Source organism: Clostridium sp. CS1-1 (assembly GCF_056135525.1).
Map to the genome: position 1 here is coordinate 4,319,978 of NZ_CM148680.1, position 16,710 is coordinate 4,336,687.

Annotated in this window: 14 protein-coding genes; 5 read left to right on the forward strand and 9 right to left on the reverse strand. The window is 30.1% G+C overall.

Annotation, left to right across the window (positions count from 1 at the left end; translation table 11 throughout):
* Nucleotides 1-10: 10 nt before the first annotated feature.
* Nucleotides 11-346 (reverse strand): anti-sigma F factor antagonist, encoded by a 336-nt coding sequence (spoIIAA, locus tag AC0N0V_RS20490; RefSeq protein ID WP_474460675.1) that lies wholly within the window; start codon nucleotides 344-346, stop codon nucleotides 11-13.
* Between the two features lie 579 nt (nucleotides 347-925).
* On the opposite strand from spoIIAA, the gene speE reads away from it, so the two are divergent.
* Nucleotides 926-1,753, forward strand: a complete 828-nt coding sequence (gene speE, locus AC0N0V_RS20495; protein WP_474460676.1) for a polyamine aminopropyltransferase — start codon at nucleotides 926-928, stop codon at nucleotides 1,751-1,753.
* Nucleotides 1,754-1,847: 94 nt separating this feature from the next.
* Here the strand turns inward: speE and AC0N0V_RS20500 are convergent, their stop codons facing one another.
* Both AC0N0V_RS20500 and AC0N0V_RS20505 read right to left on the reverse strand, forming a co-directional pair.
* A complete protein-coding gene (locus AC0N0V_RS20500) occupies nucleotides 1,848-3,929 on the reverse strand; it encodes a two-component system response regulator (protein ID WP_474460677.1) in 2,082 nt (693 codons plus the stop codon).
* A 43-nt stretch (nucleotides 3,930-3,972) separates the two neighbouring features.
* Entirely contained in the window at nucleotides 3,973-5,727 is a 1,755-nt protein-coding gene (locus AC0N0V_RS20505; RefSeq protein ID WP_474460679.1) for an Eco57I restriction-modification methylase domain-containing protein, read from the reverse strand.
* Nucleotides 5,728-5,869: 142 nt separating this feature from the next.
* Between AC0N0V_RS20505 and pdaA the strand changes: the two genes are divergently transcribed.
* The 3 genes from pdaA to cooS all read left to right on the forward strand — a co-directional run bounded on the left by pdaA (nucleotide 5,870) and on the right by cooS (nucleotide 9,376).
* A complete protein-coding gene (pdaA, locus tag AC0N0V_RS20510; protein ID WP_474460680.1) occupies nucleotides 5,870-6,814 on the forward strand; it encodes a delta-lactam-biosynthetic de-N-acetylase in 945 nt (314 codons plus the stop codon).
* Nucleotides 6,815-6,990: 176 nt separating this feature from the next.
* Nucleotides 6,991-7,404, forward strand: a complete 414-nt coding sequence (locus AC0N0V_RS20515) for an RrF2 family transcriptional regulator (protein ID WP_474460681.1) — start codon at nucleotides 6,991-6,993, stop codon at nucleotides 7,402-7,404.
* Between the two features lie 85 nt (nucleotides 7,405-7,489).
* Nucleotides 7,490-9,376 carry an anaerobic carbon-monoxide dehydrogenase catalytic subunit gene (gene cooS / locus AC0N0V_RS20520; RefSeq protein ID WP_474460683.1) on the forward strand — a complete coding sequence of 629 codons (1,887 nt, stop codon included), beginning with the start codon at nucleotides 7,490-7,492 and terminating at the stop codon, nucleotides 9,374-9,376.
* Nucleotides 9,377-9,567: 191 nt separating this feature from the next.
* Here the strand turns inward: cooS and AC0N0V_RS20525 are convergent, their stop codons facing one another.
* The 4 genes from AC0N0V_RS20525 to AC0N0V_RS20540 all read right to left on the reverse strand — a co-directional run bounded on the left by AC0N0V_RS20525 (nucleotide 9,568) and on the right by AC0N0V_RS20540 (nucleotide 13,002).
* A complete protein-coding gene (locus AC0N0V_RS20525) occupies nucleotides 9,568-10,293 on the reverse strand; it encodes a WecB/TagA/CpsF family glycosyltransferase (protein WP_474460684.1) in 726 nt (241 codons plus the stop codon).
* A gap of 72 nt (nucleotides 10,294-10,365) precedes the next feature.
* Nucleotides 10,366-11,019, reverse strand: a complete 654-nt coding sequence (locus AC0N0V_RS20530; protein ID WP_474460685.1) for a sugar transferase — start codon at nucleotides 11,017-11,019, stop codon at nucleotides 10,366-10,368.
* A 189-nt stretch (nucleotides 11,020-11,208) separates the two neighbouring features.
* Nucleotides 11,209-12,252: a DNA polymerase IV gene (locus tag AC0N0V_RS20535; protein ID WP_474460686.1), complete on the reverse strand. Its 1,044-nt coding sequence runs from the start codon at nucleotides 12,250-12,252 to the stop codon at nucleotides 11,209-11,211.
* Nucleotides 12,253-12,579: 327 nt separating this feature from the next.
* Nucleotides 12,580-13,002: a pyridoxamine 5'-phosphate oxidase family protein gene (locus AC0N0V_RS20540; protein WP_474460687.1), complete on the reverse strand. Its 423-nt coding sequence runs from the start codon at nucleotides 13,000-13,002 to the stop codon at nucleotides 12,580-12,582.
* A 142-nt stretch (nucleotides 13,003-13,144) separates the two neighbouring features.
* Here AC0N0V_RS20540 and AC0N0V_RS20545 point away from each other — a divergent pair, with 142 nt between their 5' ends.
* Nucleotides 13,145-14,074 (forward strand): helix-turn-helix transcriptional regulator, encoded by a 930-nt coding sequence (locus AC0N0V_RS20545; RefSeq protein WP_474460688.1) that lies wholly within the window; start codon nucleotides 13,145-13,147, stop codon nucleotides 14,072-14,074.
* Nucleotides 14,075-14,120: 46 nt separating this feature from the next.
* On the opposite strand, the gene AC0N0V_RS20550 is transcribed toward AC0N0V_RS20545, so the two are convergent.
* Both AC0N0V_RS20550 and murJ read right to left on the reverse strand, forming a co-directional pair.
* Entirely contained in the window at nucleotides 14,121-15,095 is a 975-nt protein-coding gene (locus AC0N0V_RS20550; RefSeq protein WP_474460689.1) for an acyltransferase, read from the reverse strand.
* 55 nt (nucleotides 15,096-15,150) lie between these two features.
* The gene (gene murJ, locus AC0N0V_RS20555) at nucleotides 15,151-16,704 is read right to left on the reverse strand and encodes a murein biosynthesis integral membrane protein MurJ (protein ID WP_474460690.1); all 1,554 of its coding nucleotides are present in this window, start codon (nucleotides 16,702-16,704) and stop codon (nucleotides 15,151-15,153) included.
* Nucleotides 16,705-16,710 lie beyond the last annotated feature (6 nt).

Consider the following 16,710-nt stretch of genomic DNA (forward strand, 5'->3'; position numbering starts at 1 on the left):
AATCCCCCCACTAAATATTCTGAGCTGCTTCTTCAGTGCTGTTATAAAGCTTAATTATTTTAAACATACCTGATAACTCAAAAACTCTCTTTACAGAATCTCTCACATTAGTAATGCATATAGTTCCTTTTTTTAGACTTAACTTTTTATATCTTCCTATAACAACTCCAATACCTGAGCTGTCCATAAAGGTTATTCCAGAAAAATCTAATATTAACTTACTTATATTCTCCCTATCTAACCTATCATCAACCTTATTTCTAACCTCTTCTGCACTATGATGATCTAGTTCTCCAACCATATAGGCTATAAGTTTATCATCTCTGTTTTCAAATTCTACGTACATTCTCTCAACGCTCTACTAAAACTATCTAAAAATTTTCACCACATAGCTTTAGCGTTAAAGCTTCTCCTTTAACTTTAATTTATCATACTACAGCTCTTTGGTAAGGCTGAGGTATGTCTGTAGTTTAATATTAGAATATCAACCTACAGTATATGCAGAAGTAATCTGCATAGTCCGAGCCAGACACTCTTACCCCCCTTCTTTTAATTAATTTTTATGTATATTTTTGTAACTAATAGCATAAAATAGTGTACTTAATTATTATTCTATGTATGGTATTATTTTCCTTCCTTTAACAAAATATTTTTATCTTTTATTTTTACCACAATTTGTTCTTTTTATACATAAGATATAATTATTTTTCTATAATTCAACATATCGTTCTAAAATAGTCCCCAATTATTGGTTCATAAACAATACTTCTCCATAAGTCCTATATTTTATTGTCATTTAATAAAATCATTGTTATAATATTATTTGTTTCATTATAGAAATCTAAAATATAAAAAGTAAGTAAAATCAGTACTTGCATACCCTGCAGGTAAACAAATAAAAACTTACATTAGGAGGTATTCACTTATGGATATGTGGTTAAAAGAAGGTCAAATAGCAGACGCTGCTATGACTTACAGAATAAAAGAGACACTTGTAACAAAAAAAACCGAATTTCAGGATTTAGCTATACTTGATACATATGAATTTGGAAGAATGTTAGTTCTTGATGGGATAGTTCAAACTACCATTAAAGATGAATATGTTTATCATGAAATGATTGCACACATTCCTCTATTCACTCATCCAAATCCTAAAAAAGTACTTGTAGTTGGCGGTGGAGATGGTGGAGCTATAAGAGAAGTTCTTAAGCATCCTTCTGTAGAAAAAGCTGTTTTATGTGAAATAGATGCGGATGTTGTTAATGAATGTAAAAAATTCTTACCTGAAATAAGCTGTGCTTTAGGTGATACTAGATGTGAGGTTTTCATAGGTGACGGAATAAAATATGTTCATGAACATAAAAATGAATTTGATGTAATTATAGTTGATTCAACAGATCCATTTGGTGCTGCTGAAGGCTTATTTGGAGGAAGCTTCTATAAAGAAATATATGAATGTTTAACAGAAGATGGAATATTCATAGCTCAAACAGAAACTCCTTTCTATTTGCCTGAGGTAGTAAAGCGTGTATTCGATGATGCGAAAGCTGTTTTCCCTGTAACAAAACTATTTATGGCGGCTATACCTACATATCCTAGTGGTTTTTGGAGCTTTACTGTAGGTTCTAAGAAACATGATCCTAAGTCAATTGACTTATCAAACACTATTGATATAGACACTAAATACTATACTAAAGAATTACATTCAGCTTGCTTTGTACTTCCAAAGTTTGTTGAAGATATAATAAAGTAGTTAAGAGTTAAGAGTTTTTCTTAACTCTTAACTCTTTTATCATCAAAAATTTCACTTATTTATTAATTTATAACATTTTTCTATTAAACCTATGTTATTCAACATTTTTGAGTTTTTCGCCATAAAATTTATAAAATTGCTCATTAGTCATAGGTCTTCCGAAGAAATATCCTTGCATCTCATCACAATCGTTTTCCTTAAAGAAATTAACCTGCTCTTGATTTTCTACTCCTTCAGCAACTACCCCTAATTCGAGGCTTTTTCCCAGGGCTAAAACCGTTGATGCAATTACTGAGTTGCTTTTATGTCCATCAACCTTTTCTACGAAAGATTTATCAATCTTCAACTTATTTACAGCAAAATTATTTAGCTGACTTAACGAGGAATAACCAGTTCCGAAATCATCTATTGAGAACTTTACACCCATTTCTCTTAATTGACTTATTGTCTTTAAGGTATGTTCAATGCTTTGCATAGCAATACTTTCTGTAATCTCTAGTTCTAAATACTTAGGTTCTAATCCTGTTTCCTCTAATATTTTAGATACTATGCTTGTTAAATCTTGCAATTCAAATTGACGGGAGGAAAGATTAACAGCAACAGTTAAAGGTGGCAACCCTGCATTCTGTAATGACTTATTATGAGCACAAGCTGTACGTAGCACCCATTCCCCAATTGGGACAATCAATCCAGTTTCTTCAGCTACAGGAATAAATCTTAATGGAGAAACAAGGCCCCACTTAGGATGCTGCCAGCGTATTAAAGCTTCCATACCAACTATCTGTTCCGTTTTAGCATCTACCTTTGGCTGGTAATGAACTATAAATTCTTTATACTCAATAGCCCTACGCAGACTATTTTCTAGTGACAATCGTTCTAAAGCCTTAGCATTTAGAGCAGGCGTATAAAGTTGAAATTTATTTTTCCCCTCTTCTTTTGCTCGATACATAGCAACATCAGAATTTGTAAGTAAACTTTCATCATCATCACCATCATCAGGATATATAGCAATTCCAATACTAATAGTGATATAAAGCTCATGATTTTCAACCATAATCGGCTTCCTTATATTTTCGAGTATTCTATTAGCAATTTGACCTACGCTCTCCTCATGGACCAAACCTGGTAACAAAATTACAAACTCATCCCCACCTATCCGAGCAATAGTATTATTTTCGCTAGCGGAGTCTTTTAATCTTATAGCCACTTCCTTTAACAACTTATCTCCTATATCATGCCCTAGCGTATCATTAATAAGCTTGAATCTATCTAAATCAAGAAACATTATAGCAAACTTTTTACTATTCTGCTTGCAGTTAGCAATCTCAGTAGCAATACGATCTTTTAACAAAATACGATTTGGAAGTCCAGTTAAAGAATCATAAAAGGCTTGATATTTAATTGTTTCCTCATAACGTTTTCGTTCTGTAATATCACGCATTATTATGGTGAAATATAACTTTTCATCTACGTTAAACTTACTTATTGTAATCTCAATTGGCAATGTAGAATTATTCTTCCTTCTTCCTATCATTTCCTTATTGTTATGAACAAATTTAACTTCACTATTACTGAAATTAAAGTCACTATAGCTTAACCTCGGAAAAATCATAGTAATATTCTTACCAATTACTTCCTCAGGCATATAATCAAAAATTTGTTCTGCTGCTGGATTAATATACTTTATTATACCTTCCATATCCATTGTCAAGATACCTTCAACAGCATGGTCAATTATCGATCTAGCGAAAGCCTCGCTTTGATTAAGCGTTTTTTCTGTATTCCTTGCTTGGATTAGTCTACTTAACCTTTGTCGTAGAACCGCCCAATTAATAGGCTTACTAATATAATCAGTAGCTCCCGCTTCAAAGGCTAGATTTACCGAATTTTCATCCTCCAAAGAAGTAACCATAATTACAGGAGTTTCTTTACCATTATTTAAACTTTTCAATTTAGCGCAGGTGGTAACACCACTAAGTCCCGGCATTACGTAATCCATTAAGACAATATCTGGCTTTACCTTTTCAAACAAATTAATGGCTTCCATTCCATTCTCAGCTTCAACAATCTCATAACCTTCCTCTTCTAAAAAGTTTCGGAATGTGGTTCTCATAAATGCCGAATCATCTACAACAAGTATTAGAGGCTTTCTATTCTCAAATATTTTTTTAATCATAAGCTTTATATTCTCCCTTCTTCAAGTGCTACCAATACGAAACTTATACCGTCCTAACGATCTCTATTTCCTCTTTTGTAAGTTCAAAGAATTTATATAAATATTCCTCATCTTCTTCTCCGCAATAATTCTCTATATAAGGAATACATAACTCAATAATCTTATTTGGATAATATTCAAATAAATTCTCTCCTAATTTTTTACCGAATGTTTTGAAATAAAATTCATATAATTTACTGTTCAATATATATAATAAATAATCATATGTAAAGATTGTATTTTCCTTTAATACTAATGAATAAACATCTGCACTAAAGTAACTTCCTTTATCTAAAGCAAATCTATTACTGCTTGCTTTGTATGGAAATATTATCTTTTCTTTATCAAATATTTCTTTTTTTCTTCCCCATTGAAGTTCATACCATTTTCTTAGCCCTTTTCTACACTCTCTTCTACTAGATAACTTTTCTCTATATTCCGAAATATACTTAATAGAATTAGGATATTGTTCCTCATCCACTATCAAATTTGAATATATTAGAAACTTATTTTCTCCTTCTATTTTGTTTTTTTGAATAAAACTACTTTTTATCCATGGCTTTATAATGTCTATTTCTATATTTTCTTTTACTACTATTTCAGCATCTATTACGAAAGCTTTATCGCATCCTGTTATTATTCCTTGATAACTATCGCAAATATTACCTAAAATATCATAACTTTTTTTCTGAATTTTTTTTATTATATTCATTTCATTTTCGTTAACTAATATCCAACCTTTATCCTGTAATTGACATTCTGATACAAAAAAACTTTTATATCTCTCACTTTTATCTATAAAGAGAGACTGATAAAAATCATTTTTGCTTTTTCCTTTAATAGTTAGAGGCTTTATTATCTCTATTTTGTTTTTCTCTATTTTTTCATCAGATAAAAAAATAATTGCTGGATCTATTCCAACCTTTTTAAAAGGCCTTACTCCATAAAAATCTACTACTTTCTTTATTGTGCTCTTCTCCTTTAGCATTTTTCTCAATTCTTCGCCGCTTTGAGATTCTAAAAAGTATCTAGAGGTAATAAACGAAAGCTTACCTCTGCTATTACTGCAATCTAACGCTCTCTTGAAGAAGCAATATGATATATCTCCTTTATCCTTATAAATTCCTTTATACCTTTCTTTTAGCAATTTAGAATACTCCCTATCTACTACTTTATGGCCAACGTAAGGTGGGTTTCCTATAAAAATATCAAAGCTTTCTTGCATCCCATCAACCAAGAAGTCTTTGTTCATAAAGTTGTTTCTATTTACATATCCACTTTCACTAAATAGGTCTAATAATAATATTTTTAAAGCATTGTTATCTATATCAATTCCATATATATTGTTATCTATTATATGTTTCGTTATCTCTTCTTCTTTTAATGTCATATTATTTTCGTAGTTTATTTCTCTCAAATTTTTTCCGAATAGCTCCCTTAAATGCCTAAAACAAGGAATTATCAAATTTCCACATCCACAGGCTGGGTCCAAAACCTTTAAGTAAGGATTACTAATTACATCCTCAGGTTTTATTAGATTTTCTATCATAAACTCTGCAATTTCAATAGGAGTATATACTACTCCATTTTCTTTATTTAATTTACTAAATTTATAATATTCCTCTGAAAAACTATCATTATGTTCAATACCCAGCATATTCTTATAGTTATCTATAATTATAAGCTTGTTCATACTATTTAATGGTTGCAAGATTGTATTAAAAAGTTCATTTGTTTTTTCTACAAAATTTTTATACATATTTCCTCTCTCCATCATAAATTAGGCATATAAAGCAAAATAAGCTATGAGTTGATTAGTCATTTTGAAGATGCCTTAGGTATAAACTCTTAAATTAAGTACAATATAAAGTATATCATATAATAGGTAGGTGATAACTAAAATGCATAAAAAATTAATCAGTTTATGTCTAATTAGCGCAATAACATTATGTTCTTGCAGTTCTCGACCTTTAAATGTATCTAATAATACTACTGGTATACCAACTTCAGAGTTAAATAAAGCTGTTAATAATACTCCTAGCGATAGTAAAGATGCTCAAACAAAAAATAACTCTAATAATGACAATTCTGATTTAAATAAAGGATCAAACACTAAAATAGATTTAAAAAGTTTAGATACATCTAATCTGAATAAAACAGAAAAAAATTGGTTCTACCAACCTAAAAAGGATGGAACTCCTTCAGGTGAGCCACAGGATGTATTAAACCTCTTAAATAAATACTCAAGTTATTATCTCGGAGATACCTCTAAAAAAGTGATATATTTAACCTTTGATGAAGGCTATGAAAACGGCTATACTGCCCAGATATTAGATGTGTTAAAAGCCAATAACGTGAAGGCTGCCTTTTTCGTAGTAACACCTTATATTAAATCTAATCCAGATTTAATAAAAAGGATGGCAGATGAAGGGCATTTAGTATGTAATCATTCCGTAAATCACCCTTCTATGGCTGAAGCTGCAAAAGATCCAGTTAAATTTGAAAATGAGTTTTCAGGAGTGGAAAAGGCTTATGAAGAAGCCACTGGTAAGCAAATGCCTAAGTTTTTTAGACCACCTATGGGCAAATATAGCGAAACTTCTCTATTCTATACTCAAAAACTAGGATATAAAACAGTATTTTGGAGCTTTGCTTATGCTGATTGGGAGCCTAAAAAACAACCTTCTCACGATTATGCTAAAAAAATAATAAATGAAAGGACTCATAACGGTGCTATAGTTCTTCTACATGCTGTTTCTAAAACAAATGCAGAAATACTCGATTCAGTAATAAAAGATTGGAAGAGCAAAGGATATGAACTACAGAGCTTAGATAAGCTCCCATAGACTATTGATTGTCTATTTAAATTTAAGTTTATTTATGGAGTTTCAATTATAATAATTAGTAGTTCTTATAAATAATAACAACTATTAATTATTATAATTTTTTCTTGACACATGAAATTATTAGTAGTATATTAAATCTGTACCAAATAAGTATACTTTTGATTTGGAGAGATATAATGAGAATTACGCAAGAAGCTGATTATGGATTTAGAGTAATACTTTATTTATCTAGATTAGGTTATGGAGAAAAAATTGGAGCTAAGACTATCTCTGAAGAAGAAAATATTCCACTTAGATTTCTTCTTAAGCTTTTAAGGAAGCTTACTCAAGCAAATATTATAAGATCTTATAGAGGAGTCAACGGCGGCTATGCTCTTAATCAACTACCCGAAAATATAACTTTGAAAGATGTTATCGAAGCTATTGATGGACCTATTTATATAAATAGATGTCTTTATGATCCTGCACACTGTAATTTAAACAGAATGAATAAATGCAGTATACATGGCGCACTAGCTAAGGTTCAAAGTAAATTAGTTAGCGAACTTAAAAATATGAATTTTAAAGACATTTTAGATGGAAAAATTTAATTAAGATTTTTTGGGGAAGAAACTTCCCCTTATATTATAAATAAAACTATACTAAATTAGTATACATTTTAGGAGGATTATTACTATGTCAAGTTGTTCAAATTGTACATTATGTGAATCAGCAGATAAAGCTCTTATTAATTTTATATCAGAATTAGATGTAGAGACTTCTCATCACAGAGTAGAAAGTCAGAAAGTAAAATGTAAGTTCGGGTCAGAAGGTATATGCTGCAGAATTTGTGCTAATGGCCCATGCAAAATTACTCCAAAATCTCCTAGGGGAATATGTGGTGCTACAGCTGATACTATAGTTGCTAGAAACTTCTTAAGATCTGTCTCAGCAGGTTCAGGCTGCTATATCCATGTTGTTGAAAATACAGCTCTGAATTTAAAGGCATTTGGAGAAAACAAGGAAGAAATAAAGGGTGTACAAACATTAAATAGACTTGCCGAAATATTTAATATTAAAGAAGACGATATCCATAAAAAAGCTGTAATACTTGCTGATAAGGTTATAGCTGATTTATATAAACCTAGATATGAAAAAATGGAATTAGTACAGCAATTTGGTTATAAACCTAGATTAGATAAATGGGCAGAATTAAATATTCTTCCTGGTGGTGCAAAGTCAGAAGTTTTTGATGGAGTTGTAAAAACTTCCACAAACTTAAATAGTGATCCTGTGGATATGTTATTAAGTTGTCTAAGACTTGGAATATCTACTGGAATATACGGATTAACACTTACTAATTTATTAAATGACATAATGCTTGGAGAGCCAAAGATAAGACCTGCTAAAGTTGGCTTTAAGGTTGTAGATAAAGATTATATAAATATAATGATCACAGGACACCAACACTCAATAATAGCTCATCTACAAGATAGATTAATAGATGAAGATATAGTTCAAAAGGCTAAGGCTATTGGTGCTAAAGGCTTTAAGTTGGTAGGCTGTACTTGTGTTGGACAAGACTTACAGCTTAGAGGGGAACATTATGATAAAGTTTTCTCTGGTCATGCTGGAAATAACTTTACAAGCGAAGCACTTATTGCAACAGGTGCTATAGATGTAATCCTTTCAGAGTTTAACTGTACCCTACCAGGAATAGAGCCTATTTCAGATAAATATATGGTAAAACAAATATGTTTAGATAGCATAGCTAAAAAAGCAACAGCTGAACATGTGGCTTACTCCTTTGAAGAAAGAGAGAACATAACAGATCATATTATTCAAGAATCCTTAAAAACTTATAATGAGAGAAGATCTCATGTTAGAATTAACATTCCAGAGAATCATGGAAATGACACTACAATAACTGGAGTTAGCGAAACTTCTTTAAGAGAATTCTTAGGTGGCACATGGAAACCTCTTATAGACTTAATTGCTGCGGGCAAAATTAAAGGGGTTGCTGGTGTTGTTGGATGTTCTAACCTTATGGCAAAAGGACATGACGTGTTTACTGTAGAACTAACTAAGGAACTAATAAAGAGAGATATCATAGTATTATCAGCTGGTTGCTCAAGTGGTGGACTTGAAAATGTAGGACTTATGTCACCAGAGGCCGCTGACCTTGCTGGAGATAACTTAAAAGAAGTTTGCAAGAGTCTTGGTATACCTCCTGTATTAAACTTTGGTCCATGTCTTGCTATAGGAAGACTTGAAATTGTTGCAACAGAGCTTGCTGAATTCTTAGGAATAGACATTCCTCAATTACCATTAGTACTATCTGCTCCACAATGGCTTGAAGAACAAGCATTGGCAGATGGCGCCTTTGGACTAGCATTAGGTTTACCTCTTCACTTAGCTATTCCACCATTTATTACAGGTAGTGAGCTTGTAACTAAGGTTTTAACTGAAGACCTTAAGAATTTAACTGGTGGACAACTTATATTAGAAGATGATATTATGAAGACTGCAGATAGGCTTGAAGCTATAGTTTTAGAAAAGAGACAGGGATTAGGATTAAAATAATAGAATTATGAATTAGCACTTCTATAAATAGAAGTGCTAATTTAAATTTCTATATAGCTTATTGCATAATTACTGATTGATAAATTATGTTAGACCCATTACTTCAATTTTCACTTATCCAACTCTATATATGGCTCATTGTGCATTAAGCTTCATATTTTGTAAAGGTATGAGACTGTAAACTCATTTAGCTATTTAGCGTAATTAAATTTATTATACTTAATTACTTTTAATAGAAATTTAGGTATAGAAGATAGTCTTCTAATTCTCCAAGGTTCCTTAGAAACTCTATACAACCATTCAAGTCCTAATCTAATCATCCAATTTGGGGCTCTATTAATCTTGCCTGAAAACACATCAAAGCTTCCCCCTACTCCCATAAATACTTTACAAGGTAATATATCAATATTATTAATAATAAATAAATCTTGCCTTGGTGAACCCATAGCTACGAATAAAGCATAAGGCTTTTTACTCTGAATATCTTCGATTATATTCTCACAACTCTCTAGATTAAAATATCCATCGTGACTTCCAGATATATTTAATTTAGGATACTTGTCTTTAAGTTTCTCTATACAAGCATCTAATATATCCTGTTTAGCACCAACAAGATATATACCTCTATTTTCTCTTTCACACTTTTTTATTATTTCTTCCATAACCTCTATACCTGCTATCTTTTCCTTTACAGGCTTTTTTACTATTTTAGATGCAAGTACTGTACCTATTCCATCTGGGATAATTATAGCCCTATCCCCAGTGAAATTTGAGAATAACAGTTCATTATTTAATCCATTATATAAAACTTCAGGGTTTCCTGATATTATATTTATCTTTTCAAATTTCTCTATGTAATTTACAAGCTCTTCTTTATTTCCATTAAAGACATTATACTTTAGTATTTTAGTAAACATCTTCTTCCTCCAATTTTATTAAAAAAATTGAGAATCAAGAATTACAAATTCCCAATTCTCACTTCTCTATTTTTAAAAAGCTCCCTCTTCCTTAACGACTGAAAATACTGTTCTAAATAATATTTTTATATCAAACCATACGGAAAACTCTTTAATATAAGTTAAATCATAGAATACAGTCTTTCCTAATTCTATTTCCCCTCTTCCACTTATTTGAGCTAGGCCAGTTATTCCTGGAGGGACTAAAAGTCTTTGTCTATAAGCTTCAGGATAGTATTTAACTACATCTGGTATTTCCGGTCTTGGTCCAACTAAACTCATGTTTCCAATAAGTACGTTAAATAACTGTGGAATTTCATCTAAGCTAGTCTTTCTTAAGAAGGCTCCTGATTTAGTTATTCTGTTGTCACTCTTGCTTTGAAATACAAAATTACTTAAATCGCTAGGGTCTATCTCTAACTCTCTTTTCTTTTCAGCATCTACAATCATGGTTCTAAATTTATAAATAGTAAAGTCTTTTCCATCTTTTCCAACTCTAATTTGCTTAAAAACCGCAGGTCCTTTTGAGTCCATTTTAATCCACGTAGCAAGTACTATAAAAACCGGGGATAATATAATTATTCCTATAAGTGATAGTACTATGTCCATTAATCTTTTAATAAAGAATTGAATTGATTTCCATCTTATATCCCTTTCAATATCAATCTTTATATTTTCTGCATTCATGAGTTAAAGCCTCCTATATTTAATAAAATAATCTACAATTATACAATATACCAAATGTCAGATGAGTTTACAATACATTTATAAAAAATACCTCTCTTCATTGCAGAAGCCCCTTGTTAAGTAGCTGTATTCTAGTGTTATACAATTTAATTGCAATTCTTTCCTTTAAAAGCTAGAATACTTAACTTATCAAAAAAAGGATAACTGTTCTAATTCATCTTCTCTAAAAGATGAAACCGATACTCCTATTAGTCTTATTTCTTCTTCTAGTTCTAATTCATCTAAGATGCTACAGGCTTCTTTGTATATGTCTTCTTCATTAAATATATAATATGCCAAGGTTTTACTCTTAGTATGAGAAACAAAAGATATAGTTTTTATTTTTATTGTTAGGCTTTTTGCTTTTACATTTTTATTTTGCATTGTACTAGCAATAGACTTTGAAAAAGCTTCTATATATAATTTAAGTTGATTTTTGTCATTTGTATCCTCACTTAAAGTAGTTTCCCTTCCAATTGATTTTCTCTCTCTTAATACCTTAACTTCCCTCTTGTCTATTCCTCTAATCCTATCATATATCTCAACTCCAAATTTACCAAAAAAATCCACCAATAGATCTTGGGGTAAATTATATAATTGCTCTATTGTAAATATACCAATATTATTGAGCCTCTTTACTGATTTTTGTCCTAAACCGTAAACTTTATCTATTGACAGTGGAAACAAAAGTTTTTGTATTTCATTCTTTTCTATTATTTTTAGACCATTAGGTTTATTCCAATCAGAAGCTAATTTAGCAAGAAACTTGTTATAGGATAGTCCTACGGAAATGGTAAGTCCTGTTTCTTTTACTACTCTGTTTTTAATAAGCCCTGCTATATCTAACGGATTCTTATTTACGCCTGTTAGATCTAAGTAAGCTTCATCTATACTCAAAGGTTCTACATAAGGTGTTATTTCATAAAAGATATTAAATATTTTATTTGATATCTCTTTATATCTTCCATATCTAACAGGAAGAATAATAGCATTAGGGCACTTTTCTTTAGCCATATATATAGGCATAGCACTCCTCACACCGTAAGTTCTCGCTTCATAGGAACAGGTTGCAACCACCCCTCTATTAGAGTTGCCTCCAATTATAACTGGCTTTCCTCTTAAATCTTTATTATCTGCTATTTCAACTGATGCAAAAAATGCATCCATATCAACATGCATTATAACCTTATCCACTTAATATCCTCCATATGTTTCTTGGGTACTATCTGCTTTACTTAAAGAATATCAAAAATGATATACTTGAGTCAATTTAAATACTATGTTTTGGGATTTATAAAATAATAAAATAAGGACTAAAAAGTATATTACTTATTTAGTCCCCAAAAAAAACAGCTCTTTAAAGTATTTTCATATCTTAAGATAATGTTAATATAATTTTTAAAAGAATCATAAATACAAGCCTATCTTACGTATATAACTTTCCTCATATATCAACAAAAACTGTATATATAGATTGAGTTATACTTCTAAAATTCTATACTTTTTTAAAGCAAAAATGTATTATAAAGTTATTTTACCAGATTGATTAATTCCCAAAATCACATTTGCTTCTTTAAAGTGAATCTCATAAACCTCTAACATACTTCCAGCCTGTTCTATTGTCATTTCATAACTTGGAAATTTTTTAATAAATACATCTTTTAAATCATATATTGTTAAATCACTTTTTTCAATTGTTGCATTATTGACCCTAACATGTTCACTGCTTACAACAGTTATTGTTGTAAATGCTACCTTATTATTCTGCGAAAACTCCAATGTTTTAGGATTACCTTTAAAAGACGCAAAATATGCTATACCTTTTTTTTCGGGATTATAATAAAAATTTACCATTCTAACATTTGGTACATCCTTCACAGATGTAGCTAACGCAATGTTATTAGTGTCTTTCATTATTCTATTAAACTCTTGTAAAAAATCCATTTTTATTCTCCTTTTATTGATTATTTTAAATCATATTTATTGGTCTTTCTTAATACAATTCTATTCTAGCACATAACCTTGACAACTGTATGTCATGGTTATATTATAAAATAATCAAAATAATAATTAAGGAATGATAAAAATGAAAATAGATAGATTAATTTCTATTATTATGGTATTGCTTGAACATAAAAAGATAAGTGCATCAAAGCTTGCTGAGATGTTTGAAGTAACTCCACGGACTATATATAGAGATATAGAAACTATAAACTTAGCTGGCATTCCTATTGTTACTTATCCTGGAGTTAATGGCGGCATTGGAATTATGAAAGAATATAAAATAGACAAGAAACTTTTTACTACCTCAGACATTACAACACTCCTAATTGGTCTTGGGAGTATCTCTTCAACATTATCAAGCGAAAAAATCGTTACTACGCTTGCAAAAGTAAAAGGCTTAATTCCATCGGAACAAATCAAAGATATTGAATTAAGATCAAGCCAAATTGCTATAGACCTAACCTCTTGGGCTGGTAATAAACACTTACAGCCCAACCTTGAAAAAATTAAAAACGCACTGAATGAGAGAAAATTTTTATCTTTTAAATATTCTGATCGTGTTAATAAAAAAAGCACTCGAAAAGTTGAACCTTATCGATTAGTGCTAAAAGAAACTAATTGGTATTTACAAGGTTACTGTACTTCTAGACAAGATTTCCGTGTTTTTAAACTTTCGCGTATTTCAGCCCTTGAAATCTTAGACGACACATTTACCCCTCGGGAACTTAACGCACAATCATTGGGCGCCTCAGATTGGATAGAAAAAAGAATTATTACACTTAAACTATTGGTTCACGAATCTCTCAGAGAACGAATGATTGAACATTGTGGAGAAGAAAACATCGAAGTTTACGAAAATAATCAATATATTGTTCACTTTCCATTTGTAGAAGACGACTTTGGATATAGTATTTTACTTAGTTTTGGTGATAAATGTGAATGCTTGGAACCTACAAATGTGAGAGATGAACTTGTCCGCCGAATTAAAAGCTTATCAGATATATATAATTAATATTATAGCCATTTCTTATTTGTAAATAAGAAATGGCTATAATAGTCTATAGGAAGTTTTTAGCTTCATTTATTAATATCGGACCTATAAAAGATACTGCAAAAGCCTTGATTCCAAAACTAATATTATTTAGTACTAGAGAATTATTTACATAGTACTGAGTAAAGTAATACAATATAATCGCATGAGATAGATATATAGAGTATGAATTTTTAGCAATATAGCTTATTGATTTAATAAGTACATTTTCTTTCCATTGTATACAAAATATAAAGAGTACTATAAATACACTATATATGAGCACTGTAGGCCTTAAAAAGGTTGTAGCATAATCAATATCCTTACCTAGTCTAATACTAGTGAAAGCTTCCTGTATTAATGCATAAATTGAAAAGAAGAAAATAATACAAATTATTCCTCTATATTTTCTCACCTTTTCTAAAAACTTATCTAAATTTTCACCTATAAATGCACCAGCAGAAAAATAAAAGATCCAGTCTAACAGGTTTTTTCTTTCTAGAAACCATTTCATATCCTCAGACATTACATAATAATGACTATATATTAAAATTCCTAATGTAATTAAAAAGCTTGTTAATAGCCACCACTTCTTTCCTATAAATCTATATACAAAAGGATATATAAGATAAAATTCTACAATCAAAGGAACATAGTAAAAATGATAAAAAACCCTTCCATAAACCATATCATATATTACATTATAAGGCTGAAAATATCTTGTAGTTAAGTATATGTATATTAAACACCAAAGAATATATTGTGGAATTATTCTACTAAATCTGCGACCAATAAATGCAAAATATCCTAATTCTTTTCTATTACTTAAGGTCAATCCCATTCCAGATATTAATATGAATGCTGGTACAGAAAATCTAGAAAGCTGATTAGCTATAATAGCTATTTTGTATACATATGAGTTAATATCACTTCTATATAGTAATGTTGCTGAAACATGAATAAATACTACTGCAATAATAGCTATTGCCCTAATTATATCCATTCCTAAAACACGATTCCTACTAATTTTCCATCCTCCTCTCCACCCTATTAGTTGTTTATTTACGAACAAATCTACTTTTAAAATGTTCTATCAAATATTTATATTCTTCAATTTCCGCAAAATATAAACATATAGAATAAGTAGCTATTCCTACTATAAAACAAACTAAAATTGATATCAAACTCCCAGTAAGTCCTAATCCAATTGTTAGGGAGACTATTTTATTTATAAAATATATAGCAACTCCCATTATACCTGAACAAAGAGATATCTTAAAAAAACTATTTGTAGTCTTCTTCAATTCAATTACATTAGATCTTTTATTTAAATAAGAAGCCATGAAAAATGTAGTTATTATAGCTGATACACTAGTAGCTAAGGTCAGTCCAGATACTTTCATATATCTTACTAAAAGAAAGTTTATAACTATATTTATTAGTATTCCTATAAAGCTATTTATCATTGGGGTTTTTGTATCCTTAATTGAATAAAATGCCTTATTTAAAATATCTCTTACCCCATATGCAACCATTGCAGGGGAATAGAAAAGTAATGCATTAGCAGTTAAGTTAGCCGCTTCGTTATCGAAAGCCCCTCTTTTAAAAATTATATTTATGAGAGGAATTCTGAGAACTGCTATTGCAACAGCTGCAGGAATCATTATAAGCATTATTGTATTTATAGCGCTGCTTAATGCTTTTTTATATTGATCCTTATCATTCTTCGCTGCCAGTTCTGATAGAGTTGGATAAACAATCATAGCTATGCCAATTGCAAAAACCTCATATGCGAGAGTGTTTATTTTATTAGCATAATCTAAAATTGCAGCTGCTCCAGGAAATATATTTGTTGCAAAAGACCTATTTACAAAAACATTTAATTGTATTACAGAAGTACTTATAACTACAGGAATCATTAACTTAAATATGTTAAGCATTTTTTCATCCTTAAAGTCCATAATAGATTCATACTTGTACCCAAGTTTCCTATACTTAGGAACGTTAACTAAAAGTTGAACAAAGAATCCTATAACCGTTGCAACTGCAAAACCTTTTATTCCATACTTTGTAGTTAAAAATACTAAATATATTATATATACTACATTAGAAGCTGCAGCCATAGCTGCTGGTTCGAAAAATTGCTTATGTGATTGAAGCACGCCTGTTATAACGCTCTGTATACTTACAAATATTAAAGATAATAGCATTATTCTGGTTACTTGTACAGATAATGAAAATACATTAGGATTATTTACAAAACCATGTGCAAATATATATATTATGTACTTGCTAAATATTATAAGTAAGATTGTCAAAAGTAATGTAAATAAGGAAGTTATATTTATAACATTATTTACAAATTTATCTCTGACTCTTTTTGTACTTTTTTGAAGATGCTCTGCATGTAGCGGTATAAATGTTGTTGTTAACCCATAACTTATCGTAATTAAAAGATATACCATTCCCAAAGCAAAAGTATATATATCTGTGATATAGCTTGCGCCAAATTTTGCCGCTATTAAAGCATCTCTTAAAAGTGCTAATATTTTACCTAATATTATAAATACCATTACTACAATTGAACTTTTTAATACTTTTTTATCAGACATTATTTT